Source organism: Mucilaginibacter auburnensis (assembly GCF_002797815.1).
GTDB lineage: Bacteria > Bacteroidota > Bacteroidia > Sphingobacteriales > Sphingobacteriaceae > Mucilaginibacter > Mucilaginibacter auburnensis.
In genome coordinates this window covers 185,396-203,740 of the sequence record NZ_PGFJ01000002.1, presented here as the reverse complement: position 1 = coordinate 203,740, position 18,345 = coordinate 185,396, and the positions used below count along the sequence as shown (strand labels likewise).

Below are 18,345 nucleotides of genomic sequence, written 5' to 3'. Positions count from 1 at the left end.
TTAATTGGCATTTAGCTTTTTTTTCAGTAACCAAAGAACGGTATTACAGTACGGTTGAAATTTCCCTTTCGCATTTTTGTTACTATATGATTCAATCTGCCTCTGGATTATAGCTTTGGAATATCCTAATTTTTGCAATGCAGTAGCCGCACCCAATAGTGCTTCTTTTCTATTTGAAATCAGAACGGAATTATTGAGGTTGAGTGTCTGTTCTATGTCGGTTTTGTAAACATCAGGGTACGTCAGTTTTCCATTTGTGCTATAGCCAACTAAGGCTTCACAATTGTTTTTGGGATCAGCAGGATGAATACTTAACTCAGTGTTTCCCTTTTTGGTATCGCAATGCTTATCCGTGCAAAAATCTCCTTTACAGGCAGCAAAAAGGTTCGTGTAAACCAACTTTAAAGCAGGGTAAGTACTCCTTGGTTTATAGTGTTCAACCTTCATATTGTCCTCTTTTATGCCATTCATGCAATAACAGCATAAGTAGCCTTGTTCATTTAACAATGCTTCCTTCAACTCTGGAGTTGCAACAAAATCCACGCCTGGCGTTTCTCTATACGCTTTCCATGCTGCCGGCTCATTTCCTTTGATAATAAACTTCATCGCTTATTCACCTTTTAGAAATGTTAACATTGTTTCTGCCCTAGTCAACTCAGGATCATCTTTATGCTTTTGCTTTAATCCTTCTAGCAATTCTACAGCTCTTTCAAATTGCTCGCTATCTATTAGTTCAAATAGTGCATCAATTTCTTCTTGTACTTCAGGAACTCTCTCATTGCCGCCCATGATTGCTGAAAGATTAAATCCATACTCACGACCGTAATATCCTTTGTCTATTGGATTTGCTTGTCCGTCACTCATTTTGAACAAATCTCCAGTTGAAAGATTCGATAACATGATTGTCGAATGAGAAGCTATGATAAATTGTGGTGGCGAAACAGCTAAATCATTGTACAGATTAATCACTTCGTAAATGCCTTTTAGAAAACTGCTTTGCCACTGCGGATGAAGGTATGTGTCCGGTTCGTCAAGCAGTAAAAGCGAGTTTTCATCCACAAGTAGTTCATTGATAGCTTTAATGGTTATCAGTTGTTGTTGGCCCTCACTTAAATCATGATGGCTAATTGCATTTTCTTGTAAGTCCATGAAGATTTGTATTCCTCCAAGCATCTCCGAAGCATGAAGCATGTGGAGGAGGTAAAACAACTTTTTTTCCTCTCCGTAAAATTCTCGCAACGCGTACCAATCATGGATATGGAAGTTAAATAAGATTTGATCTTCATCCATGTAATTTGCGGTTTCATTGTATGCAAACCTTCTTACCACATCAAGAAATCCTCTTAGCAACCCTCTAGCACCCCAAAAGTCTTCTGCACCAACTCCCGACTTCCATTGTCTCTTTTTGACAAATAAGGCAAGTGGATTTATATCAGGCTTAATGATTTTGAGATCTTCCGCAAAAAAGCGATCCACCCGTTCATTGAACTCAAATGAATAGAGCGACGCCAATAGGATTTCGAAATGATGCTTTTCGATGTACATCAGTGGCAAAGCGCCAATTCTTGAGTACAGCTCCTCAGAGGAGGTAGTAATATCTGATTCTGTTTTTACCTCAAGTAATCTTTCCTTATAAATCCTTTCATGTTCGCTACAGATAAATTCCATTGATTCAAACCAACCTGCATAATAGATGATCAGATTCGATGGTAACAACCTTACTATGGTATGCTTTCTTAAAAGATCATCTATACTATAGGCGTTATTATCAGTTTCGATTGACCAGAATTTTTTGTTATCTCTACTACCTTTTAAAATAACACCAATGTGGTCGATTGCTGTTTCACTAAAGGTGGTCGATTCCGATAACACTTTTTCTATTCTAAGTTCATAGGTAATTTCAAACTCAAATGGTGTATTTTCCTGTTTTTCCTCGACGTAAGTGAGGTGAGCCGAACGAAATATCCAGGCGATGGCTTCCAAGAGTGTGGATTTACCTGAACCATTCTTGCCTATAAAAAGTGAAACAGGCTCATTAAACTTAATAGTAAAGTCCTTTAATGATTTGTACTTCTTGATGTGTAAATGCTGTATTCTCATAACTGTCCATTCATGATGAGTTTGATTAATTCCAGAATTTCACTGGCAGCTATTTGATTCAGTTGCGTTTGGTTTTTATGCCATGAACGGTGATTGGTTGACCAAATGATTTCGTATTGATGATTGCGGTGCAAATCTTCTACCGCACCTGCTGTAGCACCTCTGGAACGGCAGGAACAAACAATAATATTGCATCCCTGCGCTACGAACGTTTGAAGGCTCTGAAACATTCGGCTATTCGGATCTCCCTGGCTTTCAATACCTATCTTTATACCATTAATGTCAACAATATAAGTAAAATCTGGACCAGTGTTAATAGTATGAAGGGTATGGTTAGGAAAAGCAATAAACAATAAATTCGCTGTTTCGCGAACTGTTTCCGATTTCCCTTGATTTGATGGCCCATATATGGCAATGACAGATTTTTTCATCCTTAGTCAATATTAAAGATTGCTGATTCGAATTCCTTTATAGCTTCTAATTTCAAACCTTCGGATTTCTCGAAATCAGAATTGATTTTAGTTCTCTGAACGTGTACGTAATTGGTTATTTCTTTCTGCATTGCTGGATTGGGAATAGGAATAGAAAGGCTTAAGATTGTGCCTTGTGCAATAGATGGTTGTGCAGATTGAACTCTGAAATTATTTAACTGTAATGTTTTTAGAGCAATTTCTAAATACTCCCAAGTTACCGCTTCCGATAGTTTATCAACTTTAAAGGCATTATCCGTAATCCAATATTCTCCATCAATTAGATGAACATTTCCACAATATTCACCAACTCTTCCAATTACAATTCTTTTTCCTGAGAAGATGTATTCGTCATGGCTACCTGTTGGCCCATTACCTCCGTACACAATATAATCGCCAGCTTTTTGCTTACTCTTAGGTAGAAACTTACCACTTTGAAGTTTAATCAGAACCTTTAATGGTAAAAGTTCATAGCTTCCCGAGTGGTATTCAATACTTTTATTCCATACGTCCCAACGATTCAAAGATTTCAGATTTACGAAGTATAACCCCTTCTTATTTTCGTTCTTATTTACTGATATACCCAATGTCTCACTTTGGTATTTTTCCAGCTCTTTGATTGCTATTAAAGCAGAAGTCTCTAACCGTTTTGATTCTTCGGTTTTTGATTGAAAATCGTTGATCCATTTTGATTGCAAGTCTTTATCAGGTACAGGAATCCTAAACCCTAAAAAGGCTTTTTCATCCACCCTTTGGCGACCTGTAGTGCCTGAGCTGGCTTTTTGGCACAGTTCGGCAAAGTGTTTTGTGCCTGTGATCAGGTTGAAAAATTCGGGCAGTATCTTTTCTGTATTGATATTGTAGCTCAAAAAATCCTGTGTGGTGATTGCACCTTCCAATTCGGCAGGTACGATACCGAACGCCCCATTACGAGCATCTATCTTGCTCATAATGAATTGTCCTTCTGAAATACGGAATTGGTTCTTTGTGCCAATGTCTTTGCCGAGAATCAGTTCATCACCTCGCTGTATCACACCTTTACCATACAGTTTGATAGTTACTTGCTTATATGCCTTATCATCTTCCAGTATTTCTTTCTCACGGTTGCGTATAATGAGATTTCCGATAGGCTCTAATTTGAACCCATCTTTATATAATACTTTGTCGCTCAGAATAGCACCCACGCTCCAATTTGACAGGGTCATGAAGCGTACTTCATTGAGATATTTAAATGCGGTCTCAGTGGGCATATACTTGATAAAATATTTCGGCTTCGCTTACAATGTTTCCGTCAATCAACTGCAGTCGGGAAATGTTACCTTCATCATCTACAGGGTATTGTGTTTCTTTCTTTGGCTCAGTCCATAGTTTGGCTTTTTTTCGATAAGCCCTGAACTCTATGGCCACTTCTTCTAACTCATTTTCGCAGGGTGCACCCGTACTGGATATACCTGCTTTCTCAACTTCAATAACTGGAATAGGGTAATCGAAACGCTCTTTTACAAGCGGTTTAATCTCCGCAGCAATAAGGTCTTCTATTTGCTTAATATCTTCTGCATATCTCTTTTTCAACGCATGAAACTCTTTGGCTGACTTACTTTCTTTCAATTTCTTCTCTTCCTTTTTGAAAGTCGCTTTCAGTTCATCCAATTTGGGCTGGTACTTGTCTTTGATCTCTTGGGTGGTATCCTCCGTGATTTTGTGATAGGTTGCCAATTCTTCTTCGCTGAACTTTTTGAGGAATAGCAAACTAGGTTTTACCGTAGCACCTGATGCAATAAATACATCCTGCGGAATGGAAGTTATGTTGATTATCTTGGCTTTTCCTTCAATGTAATCCCTGATTTTTTGCAACGCACTATTATTCAATACGCCTTCTGGCAATACTATCCCCATTCTGCCACCTGGTTTTAAAAGGTTGAGGCATCTTTCCATAAAAAGTACTTCAGTCAAACCACTCCATACACCTACATCAAAAATGTCTAACAAAGCTTTACCACGGCTTTTGCCATGACCATTATCGTGATTTGCCCAATCCTGAATTTGCTTTACTACAGTTTGTCTGTAATGGCTGCCGTATCGATTTTCATAGAATCTGATTTTGTCCTCGTTGGGAACATCAGAAGGAGTAACTTTTAATGTTTTGTTGACTCTGGAACCGAAAGGTGGATTGGTGAGTATGACATCAAATCGCCCATCAAATATGCCGTTGACATTCAGTAACCCATCATGATGATGTACGCCTCCATGGCCATCTCCATGCATAATCATATTCATTTTGGCAGTACGCGCCATCCTTGGGTTGGCGTCCGTTCCAAAAATGCAGTCATACGAAAGCGTTTTTAAACGGCCTTTGGGATTGTGTATATCCAACTCAAAATTGAGCTTGGCAAATAGCTCATCTACTTGTTTGGCTATTTCTTCTTGCCTCTTTTCCGGTAATCTTTCATAGTCCTGACCAAAGTAGCGCTCCTTGATTTTTTCTTTTTGTGTTTGGACATCCTTTTCGATTTTATCCCTCACATATTCAAATGCTTTAATCAAAAAACCGCCACTGCCGCAACAAGGATCACAAATTATGTCACCTTCTTCTGGGTCAAGTACATCTACCATATAATCCACTATGGTACGTGGGGTAAAGAACTGACCTAACTCTCCACGAAATGTTCTACCCAAAAACTCTTCAAAGGCTATACCTTTTATATCATCAGAAGTATTAGATAAATTGTATTTCTCTAACTCCTTCACAATTTGCAGGAAGCTGGTTTCTCGAATTTTTATACTGTCATTATGATCAAAAATTTCATCTGCTTTGAAAACTTCTTTTGTCTTCTCAAAAAAGTGTTGGTAAAAGGGAAGTGAATCTTTGCCAGTAATTTTTTCATAAGCAAATTTCAATTCTTCAAATTCCTTTCTGGAAAACAGCGCCTTCGTTTTAGCTTGTTCTCTTTCGTAGCGAATTTTCATAAATAGAATCTTACTGATTTCATCAAACGCGGCCTCTGGTGATAGCTTATCGTTATTCCGGATGATGTTATGGCATTTGAACAACAATTTACTAAACTCGTCCCGAGTAAACTCTTTAGTCTTGGTTAATAATTCTTCAATCTTATTTTCATCAAATAGCTGAGAAACATTAGGTATCTCCACCACTTCCTCTAAATGCTTTGGCATTTTACCTTTGACCACTTTAAAGAATTTTGTTTCCTTTAAATTGGTAGTAACAAAGAAGTCGGCGCCAGCCCAAGAAGCATAATTGTAGCCTTGATAATAATCCTCCTCATGGATAGTAATTTGCTCGGCCTTACATTCAATCACTATCACTGGACTGTTATCAGAGTTACGATCTTCTTTTGTTTTCCATATAACAATGTCAGCTCTGGCTTTCCCTTGACCTCTTTTGGAGTTATTTACTTTTACCTCTTGTGCCATTTGATCAAGGGAATAACCATATTGATTCACTAAGTGAACAATGTATTCCTGCCTGACTTCTTCTTCCGGAGTACAGATTAATTCTTTACCGATCAATGGGGCAAAAATCTTGTTGCCGTTTTTTTTGATTTCTATAGCCATTGCTCAATTATTTCGATTTCTTTTTTAGTTCCTGTTCGGCATGTTTAAGTGCTGCTAATGCAGCTATTTCATTCCCAACATTCTCAATGATTTTGTCTGACAGCCAAATAGTCAATAATTCCTCCTCATTTATGTTCAGCAATTGAGCCAAAGCGATTACTTGTTCTCTTTTTGCTCTTCTTTCGCCTCTTTCAATTTTGCTATACATTGGAGTATCAATTTCAAGGCTTGCCGCTAGTTGTCGCTGTAATAATTCTTTCTCTTCTCTCAATTGCTTGATTCTTTCTCCAAATTGCATGGCCTGCTATTTTGTGACTTGTCAAATTTTGGCTAAAGTAAGAAAATCTTGGACATAGACGCATTACCGAATGCCATTTAAACCATTTAATGGCTCGATTAGTGGCAGTTTTAAAGAGCAAAAAACTGCCACTATTCTGCCACAAAAAATTTGAGCGCTTTTGAAAGATTTGTGAATGTCTATAACCCTAAACTATTGAAAATCGCTAATTATCAAACGCTTATCCCTTCTACAGGTGAAGATAAGTGCAATCTTTAGAAAAGATGGATTCGAACCCTCGAGTACTACGTTGTGATTGCAAAACATTAATTATCAATATGTTACAATATTTATAATTGCATAAAAAAACCGAACTTTAGGTTCGGTTTTTTCAAGTGGAGCCGGAGGGATTCGAACCCTCGTCCAAACATGGTATAAGGTAAGTTTTCTACATGCTTAGTTCTGTTAAATTGTAGGGAAGGGGAAGGTCAGTAACTCACCTATACCTTCTTCCTTAGGTACTGTTTCTCGTTCGCCTTCCGCACCACCGGCAAACCAGTTTCATCTTTCGATGCCCCGTGTGCCGGCCCGATGAAACGGAAAACCGGCGGGACAAAAGCTATGCTAATTCTAAATTAGGCAGCTAAGGCGTAGTTATTTTCGCCATTTGTAAGTTTGAGTGTTCTGATTAAAGCGCTAATTCACCCAACGCGCTGCATGCTTACCTACTTATCTCCATCCTGTCAATTCCGGTCGACCCCATTTTTTGTAGTGGGCAGCTTTAAGTTGCCAGTTTTTAGTAAAGCAGATTTCAAATATAAGGCTTTTTACCAATAAAGGATTTACAAAATCAATGCCAACGCTTTCTGAAACTAATTAGTTTGCAGCTAAAGTTTCAGTTACCTGTCCGCAGGTTAACATTTGTTTACCGTAAAATGGGTTTTTAATAGCGGCAGCCTCACTTAGCCAACTCACTTTTTTCATAGGGCAATACTGTACATAAATTGCAGAAGTGTTGATTTTTAATGATTTAACAGCATCCGTCAATGTTTTTGAAAGGACAGCGAAATACTCTCTTTGCGTATCAATATCTTTTGCGCCATTTAATTTTGTAGCTGCTAATTGCAGTTTTGGAGCGTTAAGCTTCCACGCAGTTTGTTGCTCTGGGCTTAATTTGTCTGCGGAAACAGCCTTCACCAAACCTGCCAACTCGGCAGCGTGTGTTTTAGCTGCCGCTGAATTATCAGATGCCAAATCGTTTTTCAATGAAAAATACGATGTAAAAACACCATTTATTGATTTATTAGCAGCGGCATCCTGTGCTTTTACTTCTGCCGCAAAAACAAATAGAGATAGTATTACAACCCAGATATTTTTTAAACTCATACCCTTAAATTTAAGCTACTGTTTCTGCACTTAGTTTTAAACCTTCGGCATTATCAACCCTACCAGGGTAAACTCTTAAAGCTTCTGCAAGGCACGTCATGGCTTTTTCCAGGTCGCTGTTATTTAACACATAAGCTAATCTAACCTGATTATAACCTAAACCAGGTGTGCTGTAAAAACCTGTAGCCGGCGCCATCATCACGGTTTGATTGTTATAGCTAAATTCTTCCAGCATCCACTGGCAAAACTTATCTGAGTTATCAATTGGTAACTGCGCCATTACATAAAAAGCGCCGCCTGGGTTAGGGCAGTAAACACCTTCCATTTTGTTAAGTGCACTAACTATTGTATTACGGCGGCTATTATACTCTGCTTTAACACGGTCAAAATACTCGTCAGGAGTATCAATAGCTGCTTCGCCTGCAATTTGTTCAACCAAACCAGGACTTAACCTTGCCTGTGCAAATTTGATAGCTGTTTGCCAAAATTTTTTGTTTTTGGTGATAATGCAACCTAAACGAGCGCCACAAGCGCTGTAGCGTTTACTTACGGTGTCGATAATAACAACATTCTCGTCCAAGCCATCTAAATGCATTGGTGATACAAAAGGCTGGTCGCCGTATACAAACTCGCGATAAGCTTCATCTGCAAACAAGTAAAGGTCGTACTTTAACACCAAAGCTTTTAAGGCTTCCATTTCTTCGCGGGAGTATAAATATCCGGTCGGGTTATTAGGGCTGCAAATGAAGATAGCTTTTGTTTTTGAGGAAATATGTTTCTCAAATTCTGCAATGGGCGGCAGCGCAAACCCACTGTCAATGTAGGATAGAATAGGCTTAACTACAATATCACTCTGGCTGGCAAAGCCATTATAGTTAGCATAATAAGGCTCCGGTACCAGTACTTCGTCACCGGCGTCAAGGCAGGTCATAAAAGTAATGGATATGGCTTCCGAGCCACCTGCTGTTACAATAATATCTTCGGGAGTAATGTTGTAACCATTGCGGTTATAATATTTGGTAAGTTGCTTTCTATAACTTAAAGTACCTTCTGATGGGGTATAGGCCCAAACCTTAAAATCAACGTTTTTTATTGCATTGATCATACCTTCAGGCGTTTCAATATCAGGCTGACCAATGTTTAAATGAAATACCGTTTTTCCGTCCTGTTTAGCTTTGTCAGCATATGGAGTAAGTTTACGGATAGGGGAAGCAGGCATTCGCTGCCCCTTTTGGGATATATTTGGCATAATGCAAAATTAGTAAAAAGATAATATTGTAGCAGATTTATACATAACAAAAAACGGCCCTGTTTCCAGGGCCGTTCTCCATATTTTATTTTAACCCTTTCTCTCTTGCTTAAGAGCGTAAGGGTATAATTCTTAAACTCTTAACGTGTGCTTGGCGCCGCCGCGGCTGCAGCTACAACTTCGCCTGAAATGATCAGGTTTTTTTGAGGTGTGGTTGCGTTTGATGTTACCACTATTGCTTTACCAAAACCACCAATAGCAGCAGCATTATAAGTGATGGTAATTATACCTTTATCGCCCTTTTTAACAGGGGTTTTGGTATAGTCTGCAATAGTACAACCGCACGTAGGTTGAACACTGGTCAAAATCAAAGGTTCTGCTCCAATGTTAGTAAATACAAACTGAGTGGTTACCGGTTTACCTTGAGGTATTTTACCGAAGTCGTGTTTTTCTTCATTAAACTTAAATTCCGCTTTGGCACCGCCTTGCGCAGCAGCGTTAAATGCAAAGCCTAATACCACTGCGAAAATTAAAACTAATCTTTTCATAATATCTGTTTGATTAACACAAATATAAAAGGTTTAACCTAAATCCAAAACAATGTTTACACATTAAGAATAATTCAACATTTAGGTATACCGACAGAATTTTTTAATTTTACAAATCTAAATATCGAAATATGCCCGAAACTGCAATTATTAATCAGGATAAATTTGATGTCGCCGACCTTAGTTTCGACGACTTTAAGTCTATCGTCATCAATGATTACCGTATCGCTTACGAAAGTCGACAGGCCAGTTTATTGGGCCGCAGGGAAGTGCTTACAGGTAAGGCTAAGTTTGGCATATTTGGAGATGGTAAAGAAGTTGCACAGTTGGCAATGGCAAAAGCCTTTAGAAAAGGCGATTGGCGTGCAGGCTACTACAGAGACCAAACTTTTATGTTTGCTACCGGCATGACCAATATGAAAGAGTTCTTCGCGCAACTTTATGCTCATCCGGATATTGAGAAAGAACCCGCGTCGGGCGGCCGCCAAATGAACTGTCATTATGGTACCCGCTTTGTTAATACTGATGGTAGCTGGGTTAACCAGGTGGAGAGTTTAAACTGCGGATCAGATCTTTCAACTACAGGCGGTCCTATTCCGCGTTTGTTGGGTTTGGCATATGCTTCAAAACTTTACCGCGAAAATAAAGAACTATCGTACTTATCTAATTTTTCGGTTAATGGTAATGAGGTAGCATTTGGTACCATAGGTAATGGTGCAACATCTGAAGGCTTGTTTTTTGAGGTGTTGAACGCTGCCGGTGTTATGCAGGTGCCTATGGCTTTATCTATTTGGGATGACGCTTATGCCATTTCAGTTCCTGCAAGTTTACAAACGATAAAAGAAGACATTTCTGAAGTTGTAAAAGGGTTTCAGCGTGAAACCGGCACCAATGGTGTTGAAATTTTCAGGGTAAAAGGCTGGGATTATGTGGCGCTGTGCGAAACTTACGAGCAAGCTATTAAGCTTTGCAGAGAAGAGCATGTACCCGTGCTGATACATGTGGTTGAAATGACGCAGCCACAGGGGCACTCTACATCAGGTTCTCATGAGCGTTACAAATCAGCCGAGCGTTTGGAGTGGGAGGCAGAGTACGATTGCCTGCTGCAAATGCGTAAGTGGATTTTGGAAGCGGCTATCATGAATGAAGATGAATTGGCGCAACTGGAATCTACCGCCAAAAAAACAGTGAAGGCATTTCAGCGGGAAGCATGGAACGAATTTATTGCCGAGATAAATGCTGAATTAAAGGAAGCCGCTTCGTTATTAGATAAATTGACTAATGAATCTCAGTATGGCGATGAGATACATGTTGTTACAGCTGCGTTAAGAGCATGCGTTGATCCAGGGCGCAAAGATGTTGTTTCGGCTATTAGGAAGGCTTTACGTATTACCGCAGCAGAATCAACTCAGGCGAGAACTGCATTGGCTGAATGGTTGCATGTTCAGAATGGAAAGAATCACGATCGCTTCAACACTAAACTATTTTCAGATACACCCGAATCGCCACTTAAAATTGAAGCGGTACCTGCCGTATACGAGCCTAACGCCCGTATGTTGGATGGCCGGGAAATATTGAATGCATGCTTTGATGCTAACTTTGAGCGCGATAAATCAATTGTTGCTTTTGGTGAGGATTTAGGTGCAATAGGTGACGTTAATCAAGGCTTTGCTGGTTTACAAGCCAAGTATGGCGACCTGCGTATTTCCGACACCGGGATTCGCGAAACCTCTATAATAGGACAGGGGATGGGTATGGCAATGCGTGGCCTGCGCCCGATAGCCGAAATACAATACATGGATTATCTGTTGTACGGTTTAACCGTTATCAGCGATGATCTGGCCAGTTTAAGTTACCGTACAGCCGGGGGACAAAAAGCACCGGTTATCATTCGCACCCGCGGACATAGATTAGAAGGTATATGGCACTCAGGTTCGCCAATGGGAATGATTTTGAGCACTATGCGCGGCCTTCACGTTTGTGTTCCGCGAGATATGACACAGGCTGCCGGGATGTACAATACACTGTTGCGCGGTGATGAGCCCGCTATTGTTGTAGAGTCTCTGAATGGCTACCGTCTTAAAGAAAAAATGCCTACCAATGTTGGCGATTTTACTGTGCCTTTGGGTAAGGCGGAGCTAATGCGGGAAGGTGCTGATATTACTATTGTATCGTACGGCTCTACTTTACGTGTTGTTATGGAAGCCGCCGAAGAACTGGAGCAAATGGGTATATATACAGAAGTGGTTGATCCTCAAACACTATATCCGTTTGATACCGAGAACTTATGCGGTGCTTCACTTGGCAAAACCAACAAGTTGCTGGTTGTGGACGAAGATCTTCCAGGAGCTGCATCAGCTTACATCCTGCAAAAAATAATTGAGAGCCAGAAGGGCTACTACATGTTAGATTGCCCGCCGCGTACCCTTAGCGCTAAAGACCACCGCCCGCCGTATGGTACGGATGGCGACTACTTTACCAAACCCTCCGTTGATGATGTGATAGAAGCGGTTTACGGTATGATGAGCGAAAGTAACCCTGCAAAGTTTCCGCCGATCTATTAGATTTTTAGTCATCTGCAATTGCCAAAAATTGTTATTACAGTTTTATCTTAAAACGGTATTATTTAAATGAACGAACTATTTAACAATATTGCTGGCACCATTAAAAGCCGCCGTAGCGTAAAACCTTTTATGATGAATGGCGGCAAAATTCCACATGAGCAAATAGAAAGCTTGCTTGAACTGGCAATATGGGCGCCTAATCATGGTTCAACCGAACCATGGCGATTTGTTGTGTATCCCAGCCCTTCTGATTTTTGCCGACAACATGCTGCGCTTTATAAGGCTAACACCTCTGAGGCAGAATTTATTCAGGGTAGTTATGATAATTTTTACACGCAAGGCGATAAGGTATCTCACGCTATAGTGGCTATTATGGAGCGTGGTAATTTGCCTAAAATTCCTGTTTTTGAAGAGGAGTGGGCCACTGCATCTGCCATTCAAAATGTATTGCTTGGCGCTACTGCTTTAAATATCGCATCGTTTTGGAGCACTGGCGGTATGATACTTAAACCGGCTATGCATTCCTTTTTAAATCTTAAACCAGAGGACCGGGTGATGGGAGTGATTTACCTTGGCTATGCCGACGAGTATCCTAAAGGAGTGCGGAAGAAGACGGTGAGTGAGAAAACGGAGTGGAAGTAACATGCTAAGATAGTAATTGATGCTTCACTGTTTTATATTTTAGCCCCCAACACCCAACGCCAAGCAAACCGTGTAAGTCGGTTAAAGCCACGCCACTCGTGTACAAAGGCAATAATATCGTCGAGACAGCGCTCTGCAAATTTTTGCTTAAAATTTTTGCTTGCCGCTTTGTATACTTCGTCAGGATTTTCTAAGCCAATACGCTGATATATTTCGCGCTTAACATACATGGTGCGTATAAAAAGTATATTAAACAATATAACATAGCTGTATAACGTGCGCTTTACAAAGCCGGCTTTTGCCGAGTACTCTTTAAGCAAACTTTTGGTGAAAAGAATATGCCTGCCTTCTTCAATGTTATGCAGGTCGAACATCTTTTTTATAACCGGATAAATATTATCGGCTTTACGGGCATAATTACCGTATACATCAGTGACCAATTCAACGGAAACGCTTCCCATAAAAAGGTAGTCGGCAGGCAGGTATTTATTGCTGAAATGCCCAAAAAACCGATGCAGTTTGCTTTGAGGCAGTGGTTTGCCATCCAGTTTGGTAATGGCTTGGGCAAACATTTCCTGGTGGCGCAACTCTTCAATCATCTCACGTATTAAAAACTGATGCTCAACACTATCGGGCGGAAGGGTGAGCATGTGGCGGGTCATGAAGAGGCAAAATAAGAGTTCTCCCCATCCGTAGGATGCAATAACCTGCACCAATTCGTGCCGCCCTAACTCTGTTTTTTGTTGAGGACTGAGTGTATGATACACATCCAGACCCTCTAATGAGGTAAGCGTTTCGGGCAAGAATATATCATTAGCCTCCGGCTCCAGTTGCCAGGGAATATAGGTTTCGGGCATTAAGGGCCGCTCGCGACTGATCTTTATTAAACGTTCAATTTCTTTGGCGTTCATATAGCGTAAATATAACCAACGCTTGTTTAACAATCTTGTTTCACAACCAATAGATGTTTGATTAATTCGTTTTCTGTTTATATTTAACCAACCTCTGTTTTACAACGCAGCATAAACAAATGTCAAACGCCTTAGCCGAAAATCACAGTTTTTCTAAACTTGCCATATTTCAGATAAAGGTGACTTTTTTTACATTTAAAAGATGTTATCACAATTTATTTTCAGGACTTGAAAAATTCAGCAATAAAGGAAATCTCAACAATTTGCCATTAGCTGCAACCTCAGAAAGTGAGTTGTGGAACAAAAATGATAATGCCCAAAATCAAATATTAACCGCCGGAAAAGTTCAGAACCTGCGTATTGCTGCTCAGATTCTAAACGGAATGGAAGTTCCGGCAAATCAAACATTTAGCTTCTGGAAACACATTGGTAATCCTAATATAGGTAAAGGTTTTGTTATTGGCAGAGAGGTTAGAGAGGGTTGCATTGTGCCGTCAATAGCCGGTGGTATGTGTCAGCTTTCAAATGCTTTGTATGATGCCGCTATAAAAGCAGGTTTTGAAATTTTGGAACGGCACAAACACACCAAAGTTATTCCTGGTTCGCTGGCAGAGCATGATAGGGATGCTACCGTAAAATGGAATTATCTCGATTTGCGTTTTAGAGCTAATGTTGACTTTAAAGTTGTAACAGACCTAACAGCAAATAAGTTGATTGTTAAGTTAATGGCTAACTCATCTGTTAATGAAATAAGCAATAGCAGAATACAGGCACCTGACCATATAAACGATTGCTATTCGTGCGGAAACTTTGATTGCTTTAAACCCCCTAAGCAACCGCCGGCGACTTCACAAACCGGAGCAACAGTATTTGTATTAGATGAAAGATGGACTGAGTACGAACAGTATATAAACAGCATTGCAACTCCAAATGATATCATTATCATGCCATCCGGTAAACATGACGCAAAGTATCTGCACAAGTTCAGATGGCAGATTAAGGATGGACCTACAATCAAGACGTTTATTATGCCTGCCGTACAAAGAACTATTTGGAGGCATATTTATGCTAAAATGAACCGGAATGTTTTTGCATCATCATTAAAATTAGACAGACTAATTGCTAAAAAGATAGCCAAACGGATTCCTTACAATGCTACTCAACTTGTTGTAGCACAAAATTTGTTGCCTTTTTTACAACAAGAGGGTTTGTTTGGTGGTAGAAGGTACAATGTTTTAATGACGAGATTACCCTTGACTTATCTGCATGACCGACTCAATATTGCACACAAGCTTTATCCGCAAAGTAAGACGTTAGATGATTTCAGAGCAAACGACGATATTGTAGAAAGTGAAATACTTGCCTTAAACAGAGCCGAGCATATAATAACCCCTCATGAGGAGATTGCCGAGCTGTTCAATAATAAAGTTATTAAACTAAAGTGGGCTCATTCAGATATACCCGCTAAGGAAAAAATACGTGGTAATAAAGTTTTGTTTCCGGCATCAGGAGTTGCTCGCAAAGGCGCTTTTGAAATTAAACGCCTTGCTATTGAATTAGACCTTACTTTGGTTGTAACCGGCGGCGCTATGGAACATATTGGTTTTTGGGAGGGTGTAAGAATTGCGGCACCGGCAAATGATTTGTTAGATGACATAGCTTTGGTTGTTTATCCAACTTATGTTGAACATTCGCCGAGGATTATTTTAAAAGCACTTTCATGTAATATACCCGTAATTACAACAAATGCTTGTGGACTACCACCTCAAAATAATTTAACAATAGTTAAAACAGGCGATTATGATCAATTGAGAGAAGCAGTTAAAAGTGCGCTTTTCTCTAATTAGTTATTTAGTCCTCTTGTAATAAAAATCTATTTTCTCAACCTTCCCGTTGTATTTACCATCTACCCAGGCATGTATCGAGTCAGGATTTATAAATTGATAAACCACCTGTTGCGGAAAATCATGAGCAGGGTTAGAGAATATAAATTGATTGTTATTGACTGTTGTTAGTTTAAAGGCCACGGGTTGGCTGTTACCGGCACCGGTAACCGTATATGCTATTACGCCATTTTTGTTGGTTAGGCTTACGCTTTCATAAACCGAAGTATCTTTACCTTTAATATTAAAAGCCGTGCTTTTTAGCTCATTGCCATTAACCTTCACCCATTTTTCACAAGTGTAGCCGTCTTTCTTTTTCATTTTCCAGGTGCCACCAACTAATTGGTGTAACGTTGCGAAATTATCTGCGGTAATAAAACTGCAAAGTATAATGGTCAAAACAGGCAGGTATTTCTTCATGCTTATTTTAAAGTTAATGGCCAATAGTTAATTTTTTTACCAGTCCGCCACGCACTTCAGATACCGAGTTAGTGATAATGAAAGCCGTAGGGTCAATTTCTTGCACCCGGGTGACCACACGTTGTACATCAAGGCGAGTTATTACCGTTACCAATATGTCAATATTCTTATCTTCAAACGTAGTTTTACCAAAACCGCGCTCGCCTTTGTAAACAGTAACCCCTCTGTGCAAATGGCGCATAATTACATTTTTGATCAATTCACTTTTAGGAGAGATAATGGTTACCGATGTATACTCATCAAAACCTTGAATAATGTAATTAATAGTTTGCGTGGCGGCCAAATAGGTTAACATGGAGTACAGCGCTTTTTCAATACCAAGGAAGAAGGCTGCAACACCAAAAATAAATACGTTGATAAGCAATATAATTTGCCCGATAGAGAGGAAAGACCGGGGGTTAATGTAAACCGCCAGCAATTCGGTACCGTCAATAACACTACCGCCGCGCATACACAAACCTATACCTAAGCCTAAAAAGAACCCACCAAATACGGCTATCAAGAGCCTGTCGTGCGTGATGTCCGGAAATTCAATAAAGTATATAACTAATGATAGTATTATAATGGCTACCAGTGTCTTAATAGCAAATAACTTATCTACCCTTTTGTACCCTAACCATATAAAAGGAATATTGATAACAAATAGCAAAACAGATACCGGCCAATCAGTAATAGAGCTGATAAGCAGTGAAATACCTGTTACACCACCGTCAATAAAATCATTAGGAATAAGAAAACCCTTCAATCCAAATGCAGCACACATAATGCCTGCTATAATCATTACTACTTTTGAAGCTTCTTTTCTTGCACTAAATCTTTTTTTCATAGAGGAGGTAAATATTCAAGGTGCTGAAAAATAAGAAAAATATAGCAGAAAACAGGCGCTTTAGCGTCAAAAAACGGCTAATTGCGGGGGTGATGTTGAATAATGGTACTTTTTAAGTATTCACGGTCAAGGTGGGTGTAAATCTCCGTTGTGGTAATACTTTCGTGCCCTAACATCTCCTGCACGGCACGCAGGTCGGCGCCTCCCTCTACCAAATGTGTTGCAAATGAATGCCTCAATGTATGCGGACTAATATTTTTTTGTAAGCCGATGGCAGCGGCAAGTTCCTTAATCATGGTGAAGATGTATACACGCGTAAGCCCCGCACCACGGCGGTTAAGAAAAACAATATCTTCATGTCCTTTTTTAACTGGAATATTGGGGCGTACCTGTTGTATCCAAAGCTTCAAAGCTTTAATGGCTTCGTTGCCAATGGGTACAAGGCGCTCTTTATTGCCCTTACCGGTAACTTTTATAAATTCAATATCAAGGTACAGGTTGGATAGTTTAAGTTCGGTCAGTTCAGATACCCGCAAACCGCAACCATATAACACTTCCATAATAGCTTTATTGCGCATGCCTTCGGGCTTTGAAAGGTCAATGGCAGCAATCAGCTTATTAATATCGTTATAGCTCAATGTATCCGGAAGTTTGCGCTGTATTTTAGGCGATTCTAACAACTCAGACGGATCGCTGTCTATCAGCTCTTCGGTTAGTAAATATTTATAAAACGCTTTTACACCAGATAGAATACGGGCCTGCGAAGAGGGAATCATACCCAACTCGTTTATGAAATTAATAAACTGTCGCAGATCGGCGAGTTTAATATCATCAGGCTTTACAGGTTTGGTTCCCTGTTCTGCAAATTGTTGCAGCTTATCAATGTCTCGCGCGTACGCTTCAACAGAATTAGCCGACAGTGACCGTTCCAGTTTCATGTACGCCTTAAATCCTTTTATTGCCGATGGCCAGTCCAATTGATTTTAGTTTTGTTTGATTTATAGTTAAGTTTGAGCAAATGAATATACAGATTATAAACGGCCCAAATTTAAACTTGTTAGGCGTACGCGAGAAATCTATCTACGGCGATGCCAGCTTTGATACTTATTTAACCGAGCTGAAAAAGCGCTACCCGGATGTTAACATCAGCTACTACCAAAGTAATGTGGAAGGCGAGATCATCAATAAGCTGCACGAAATTGGGTTTAGTTTTGATGGCATTGTATTAAATGCAGGCGCTTATACGCATACATCAATTGCAATTGCCGATGCTATTGCAGCAATCAAAACCCCGGTTATCGAGGTGCATATATCTAATGTACATAAACGCGAAGCATTCAGGCATCATTCTTATCTTTCGGCCAATTGCAAAGGAGTAATTTTGGGTTTCGGAATGGATAGCTATCGCCTGGGTATTGAGAGTTTGATAGGGTAGG

General features: G+C 39.8%; 17 protein-coding genes and 1 other RNA gene. 4 read left to right on the top strand and 14 right to left on the bottom strand.

Annotated features, from left to right (window positions below):
* The 10 genes from CLV57_RS11510 to CLV57_RS11465 all read right to left on the bottom strand — a co-directional run bounded on the left by CLV57_RS11510 (position 1) and on the right by CLV57_RS11465 (position 9,603).
* Complete coding sequence (locus CLV57_RS11510) at positions 1-606, bottom strand: retron system putative HNH endonuclease (RefSeq protein ID WP_100341562.1); 606 nt, start codon at positions 604-606, stop codon at positions 1-3.
* Positions 607-609: 3 nt separating this feature from the next.
* Positions 610-2,100, bottom strand: a complete 1,491-nt coding sequence (locus tag CLV57_RS11505) for an AAA family ATPase (protein ID WP_100341561.1) — start codon at positions 2,098-2,100, stop codon at positions 610-612.
* Positions 2,097-2,531 carry a hypothetical protein gene (locus CLV57_RS11500; protein WP_100341560.1) on the bottom strand — a complete coding sequence of 145 codons (435 nt, stop codon included), beginning with the start codon at positions 2,529-2,531 and terminating at the stop codon, positions 2,097-2,099. Before CLV57_RS11500 ends, CLV57_RS11505 begins: the two co-directional genes overlap by 4 nt.
* Positions 2,532-2,533: 2 nt before the next feature.
* The gene (locus tag CLV57_RS11495) at positions 2,534-3,820 is read right to left on the bottom strand and encodes a restriction endonuclease subunit S (protein ID WP_100341559.1); all 1,287 of its coding nucleotides are present in this window, start codon (positions 3,818-3,820) and stop codon (positions 2,534-2,536) included.
* Positions 3,810-6,143, bottom strand: coding sequence for an N-6 DNA methylase (locus tag CLV57_RS11490; protein WP_100341558.1), 2,334 nt, complete (start codon positions 6,141-6,143; stop codon positions 3,810-3,812). Before CLV57_RS11490 ends, CLV57_RS11495 begins: the two co-directional genes overlap by 11 nt.
* A 7-nt stretch (positions 6,144-6,150) precedes the next feature.
* Positions 6,151-6,441 carry a helix-turn-helix domain-containing protein gene (locus CLV57_RS11485; RefSeq protein ID WP_100341557.1) on the bottom strand — a complete coding sequence of 97 codons (291 nt, stop codon included), beginning with the start codon at positions 6,439-6,441 and terminating at the stop codon, positions 6,151-6,153.
* A gap of 372 nt (positions 6,442-6,813) precedes the next feature.
* Positions 6,814-7,181, bottom strand: a transfer-messenger RNA (tmRNA) gene (gene ssrA / locus CLV57_RS11480).
* 115 nt (positions 7,182-7,296) lie between these two features.
* Positions 7,297-7,806, bottom strand: coding sequence for a DUF3347 domain-containing protein (locus tag CLV57_RS11475; protein WP_100341556.1), 510 nt, complete (start codon positions 7,804-7,806; stop codon positions 7,297-7,299).
* A 10-nt stretch (positions 7,807-7,816) separates the two neighbouring features.
* Positions 7,817-9,055 (bottom strand): pyridoxal phosphate-dependent aminotransferase, encoded by a 1,239-nt coding sequence (locus CLV57_RS11470; RefSeq protein ID WP_100341555.1) that lies wholly within the window; start codon positions 9,053-9,055, stop codon positions 7,817-7,819.
* Between the two features lie 140 nt (positions 9,056-9,195).
* Positions 9,196-9,603 (bottom strand): DUF1573 domain-containing protein, encoded by a 408-nt coding sequence (locus tag CLV57_RS11465; RefSeq protein ID WP_100341554.1) that lies wholly within the window; start codon positions 9,601-9,603, stop codon positions 9,196-9,198.
* A gap of 131 nt (positions 9,604-9,734) precedes the next feature.
* Between CLV57_RS11465 and CLV57_RS11460 the strand changes: the two genes are divergently transcribed.
* A complete protein-coding gene (locus CLV57_RS11460; RefSeq protein ID WP_100341553.1) occupies positions 9,735-12,167 on the top strand; it encodes an alpha-ketoacid dehydrogenase subunit alpha/beta in 2,433 nt (810 codons plus the stop codon).
* Between the two features lie 66 nt (positions 12,168-12,233).
* Positions 12,234-12,809 carry a nitroreductase family protein gene (locus tag CLV57_RS11455; RefSeq protein WP_100341552.1) on the top strand — a complete coding sequence of 192 codons (576 nt, stop codon included), beginning with the start codon at positions 12,234-12,236 and terminating at the stop codon, positions 12,807-12,809.
* Between the two features lie 32 nt (positions 12,810-12,841).
* On the opposite strand, the gene CLV57_RS11450 is transcribed toward CLV57_RS11455, so the two are convergent.
* Positions 12,842-13,720 carry a diiron oxygenase gene (locus CLV57_RS11450; protein WP_100341551.1) on the bottom strand — a complete coding sequence of 293 codons (879 nt, stop codon included), beginning with the start codon at positions 13,718-13,720 and terminating at the stop codon, positions 12,842-12,844.
* Positions 13,721-13,839: 119 nt separating this feature from the next.
* Here CLV57_RS11450 and CLV57_RS11445 point away from each other — a divergent pair, with 119 nt between their 5' ends.
* The gene (locus CLV57_RS11445; RefSeq protein WP_100341550.1) at positions 13,840-15,567 is read left to right on the top strand and encodes a VanW family protein; all 1,728 of its coding nucleotides are present in this window, start codon (positions 13,840-13,842) and stop codon (positions 15,565-15,567) included.
* Here CLV57_RS11445 and CLV57_RS11440 read toward each other — a convergent pair whose 3' ends face one another.
* The 3 genes from CLV57_RS11440 to xerD all read right to left on the bottom strand — a co-directional run bounded on the left by CLV57_RS11440 (position 15,568) and on the right by xerD (position 17,847).
* Positions 15,568-16,023 carry a DUF6265 family protein gene (locus CLV57_RS11440; RefSeq protein ID WP_157799138.1) on the bottom strand — a complete coding sequence of 152 codons (456 nt, stop codon included), beginning with the start codon at positions 16,021-16,023 and terminating at the stop codon, positions 15,568-15,570.
* A gap of 13 nt (positions 16,024-16,036) precedes the next feature.
* Entirely contained in the window at positions 16,037-16,909 is an 873-nt protein-coding gene (locus CLV57_RS11435) for a YitT family protein (RefSeq protein WP_100341548.1), read from the bottom strand.
* A 77-nt stretch (positions 16,910-16,986) separates the two neighbouring features.
* Complete coding sequence (xerD, locus tag CLV57_RS11430) at positions 16,987-17,847, bottom strand: site-specific tyrosine recombinase XerD (RefSeq protein ID WP_245857003.1); 861 nt, start codon at positions 17,845-17,847, stop codon at positions 16,987-16,989.
* An 80-nt stretch (positions 17,848-17,927) separates the two neighbouring features.
* Between xerD and aroQ the strand changes: the two genes are divergently transcribed.
* Positions 17,928-18,344, top strand: a complete 417-nt coding sequence (aroQ, locus tag CLV57_RS11425; RefSeq protein WP_100341546.1) for a type II 3-dehydroquinate dehydratase — start codon at positions 17,928-17,930, stop codon at positions 18,342-18,344.
* Position 18,345 lies beyond the last annotated feature (1 nt).

Excerpts from the sequence above, each read along its gene's own strand:
- CLV57_RS11450 (WP_100341551.1), bottom strand. The coding sequence starts at position 13,720 with ATGAACGCCAAAGAAATTGAACGTTTAATAAAGATCAGTCGCGAGCGG.
- CLV57_RS11455 (WP_100341552.1), top strand. The coding sequence starts at position 12,234 with ATGAACGAACTATTTAACAATATTGCTGGCACCATTAAAAGCCGCCGT.
- CLV57_RS11440 (WP_157799138.1), bottom strand. The coding sequence starts at position 16,023 with ATGAAGAAATACCTGCCTGTTTTGACCATTATACTTTGCAGTTTTATT.
- CLV57_RS11445 (WP_100341550.1), top strand. The coding sequence starts at position 13,840 with ATGTCAAACGCCTTAGCCGAAAATCACAGTTTTTCTAAACTTGCCATA.
- CLV57_RS11500 (WP_100341560.1), bottom strand. The coding sequence starts at position 2,531 with ATGAAAAAATCTGTCATTGCCATATATGGGCCATCAAATCAAGGGAAA.
- CLV57_RS11460 (WP_100341553.1), top strand. The coding sequence starts at position 9,735 with ATGCCCGAAACTGCAATTATTAATCAGGATAAATTTGATGTCGCCGAC.
- CLV57_RS11495 (WP_100341559.1), bottom strand. The coding sequence starts at position 3,820 with ATGCCCACTGAGACCGCATTTAAATATCTCAATGAAGTACGCTTCATG.
- CLV57_RS11510 (WP_100341562.1), bottom strand. The coding sequence starts at position 606 with ATGAAGTTTATTATCAAAGGAAATGAGCCGGCAGCATGGAAAGCGTAT.
- CLV57_RS11435 (WP_100341548.1), bottom strand. The coding sequence starts at position 16,909 with ATGAAAAAAAGATTTAGTGCAAGAAAAGAAGCTTCAAAAGTAGTAATG.
- xerD (WP_245857003.1), bottom strand. The coding sequence starts at position 17,847 with ATGAAACTGGAACGGTCACTGTCGGCTAATTCTGTTGAAGCGTACGCG.
- CLV57_RS11490 (WP_100341558.1), bottom strand. The coding sequence starts at position 6,143 with ATGGCTATAGAAATCAAAAAAAACGGCAACAAGATTTTTGCCCCATTG.
- CLV57_RS11475 (WP_100341556.1), bottom strand. The coding sequence starts at position 7,806 with ATGAGTTTAAAAAATATCTGGGTTGTAATACTATCTCTATTTGTTTTT.
- CLV57_RS11465 (WP_100341554.1), bottom strand. The coding sequence starts at position 9,603 with ATGAAAAGATTAGTTTTAATTTTCGCAGTGGTATTAGGCTTTGCATTT.
- aroQ (WP_100341546.1), top strand. The coding sequence starts at position 17,928 with ATGAATATACAGATTATAAACGGCCCAAATTTAAACTTGTTAGGCGTA.
- CLV57_RS11470 (WP_100341555.1), bottom strand. The coding sequence starts at position 9,055 with ATGCCAAATATATCCCAAAAGGGGCAGCGAATGCCTGCTTCCCCTATC.
- CLV57_RS11505 (WP_100341561.1), bottom strand. The coding sequence starts at position 2,100 with ATGAGAATACAGCATTTACACATCAAGAAGTACAAATCATTAAAGGAC.
- CLV57_RS11485 (WP_100341557.1), bottom strand. The coding sequence starts at position 6,441 with ATGCAATTTGGAGAAAGAATCAAGCAATTGAGAGAAGAGAAAGAATTA.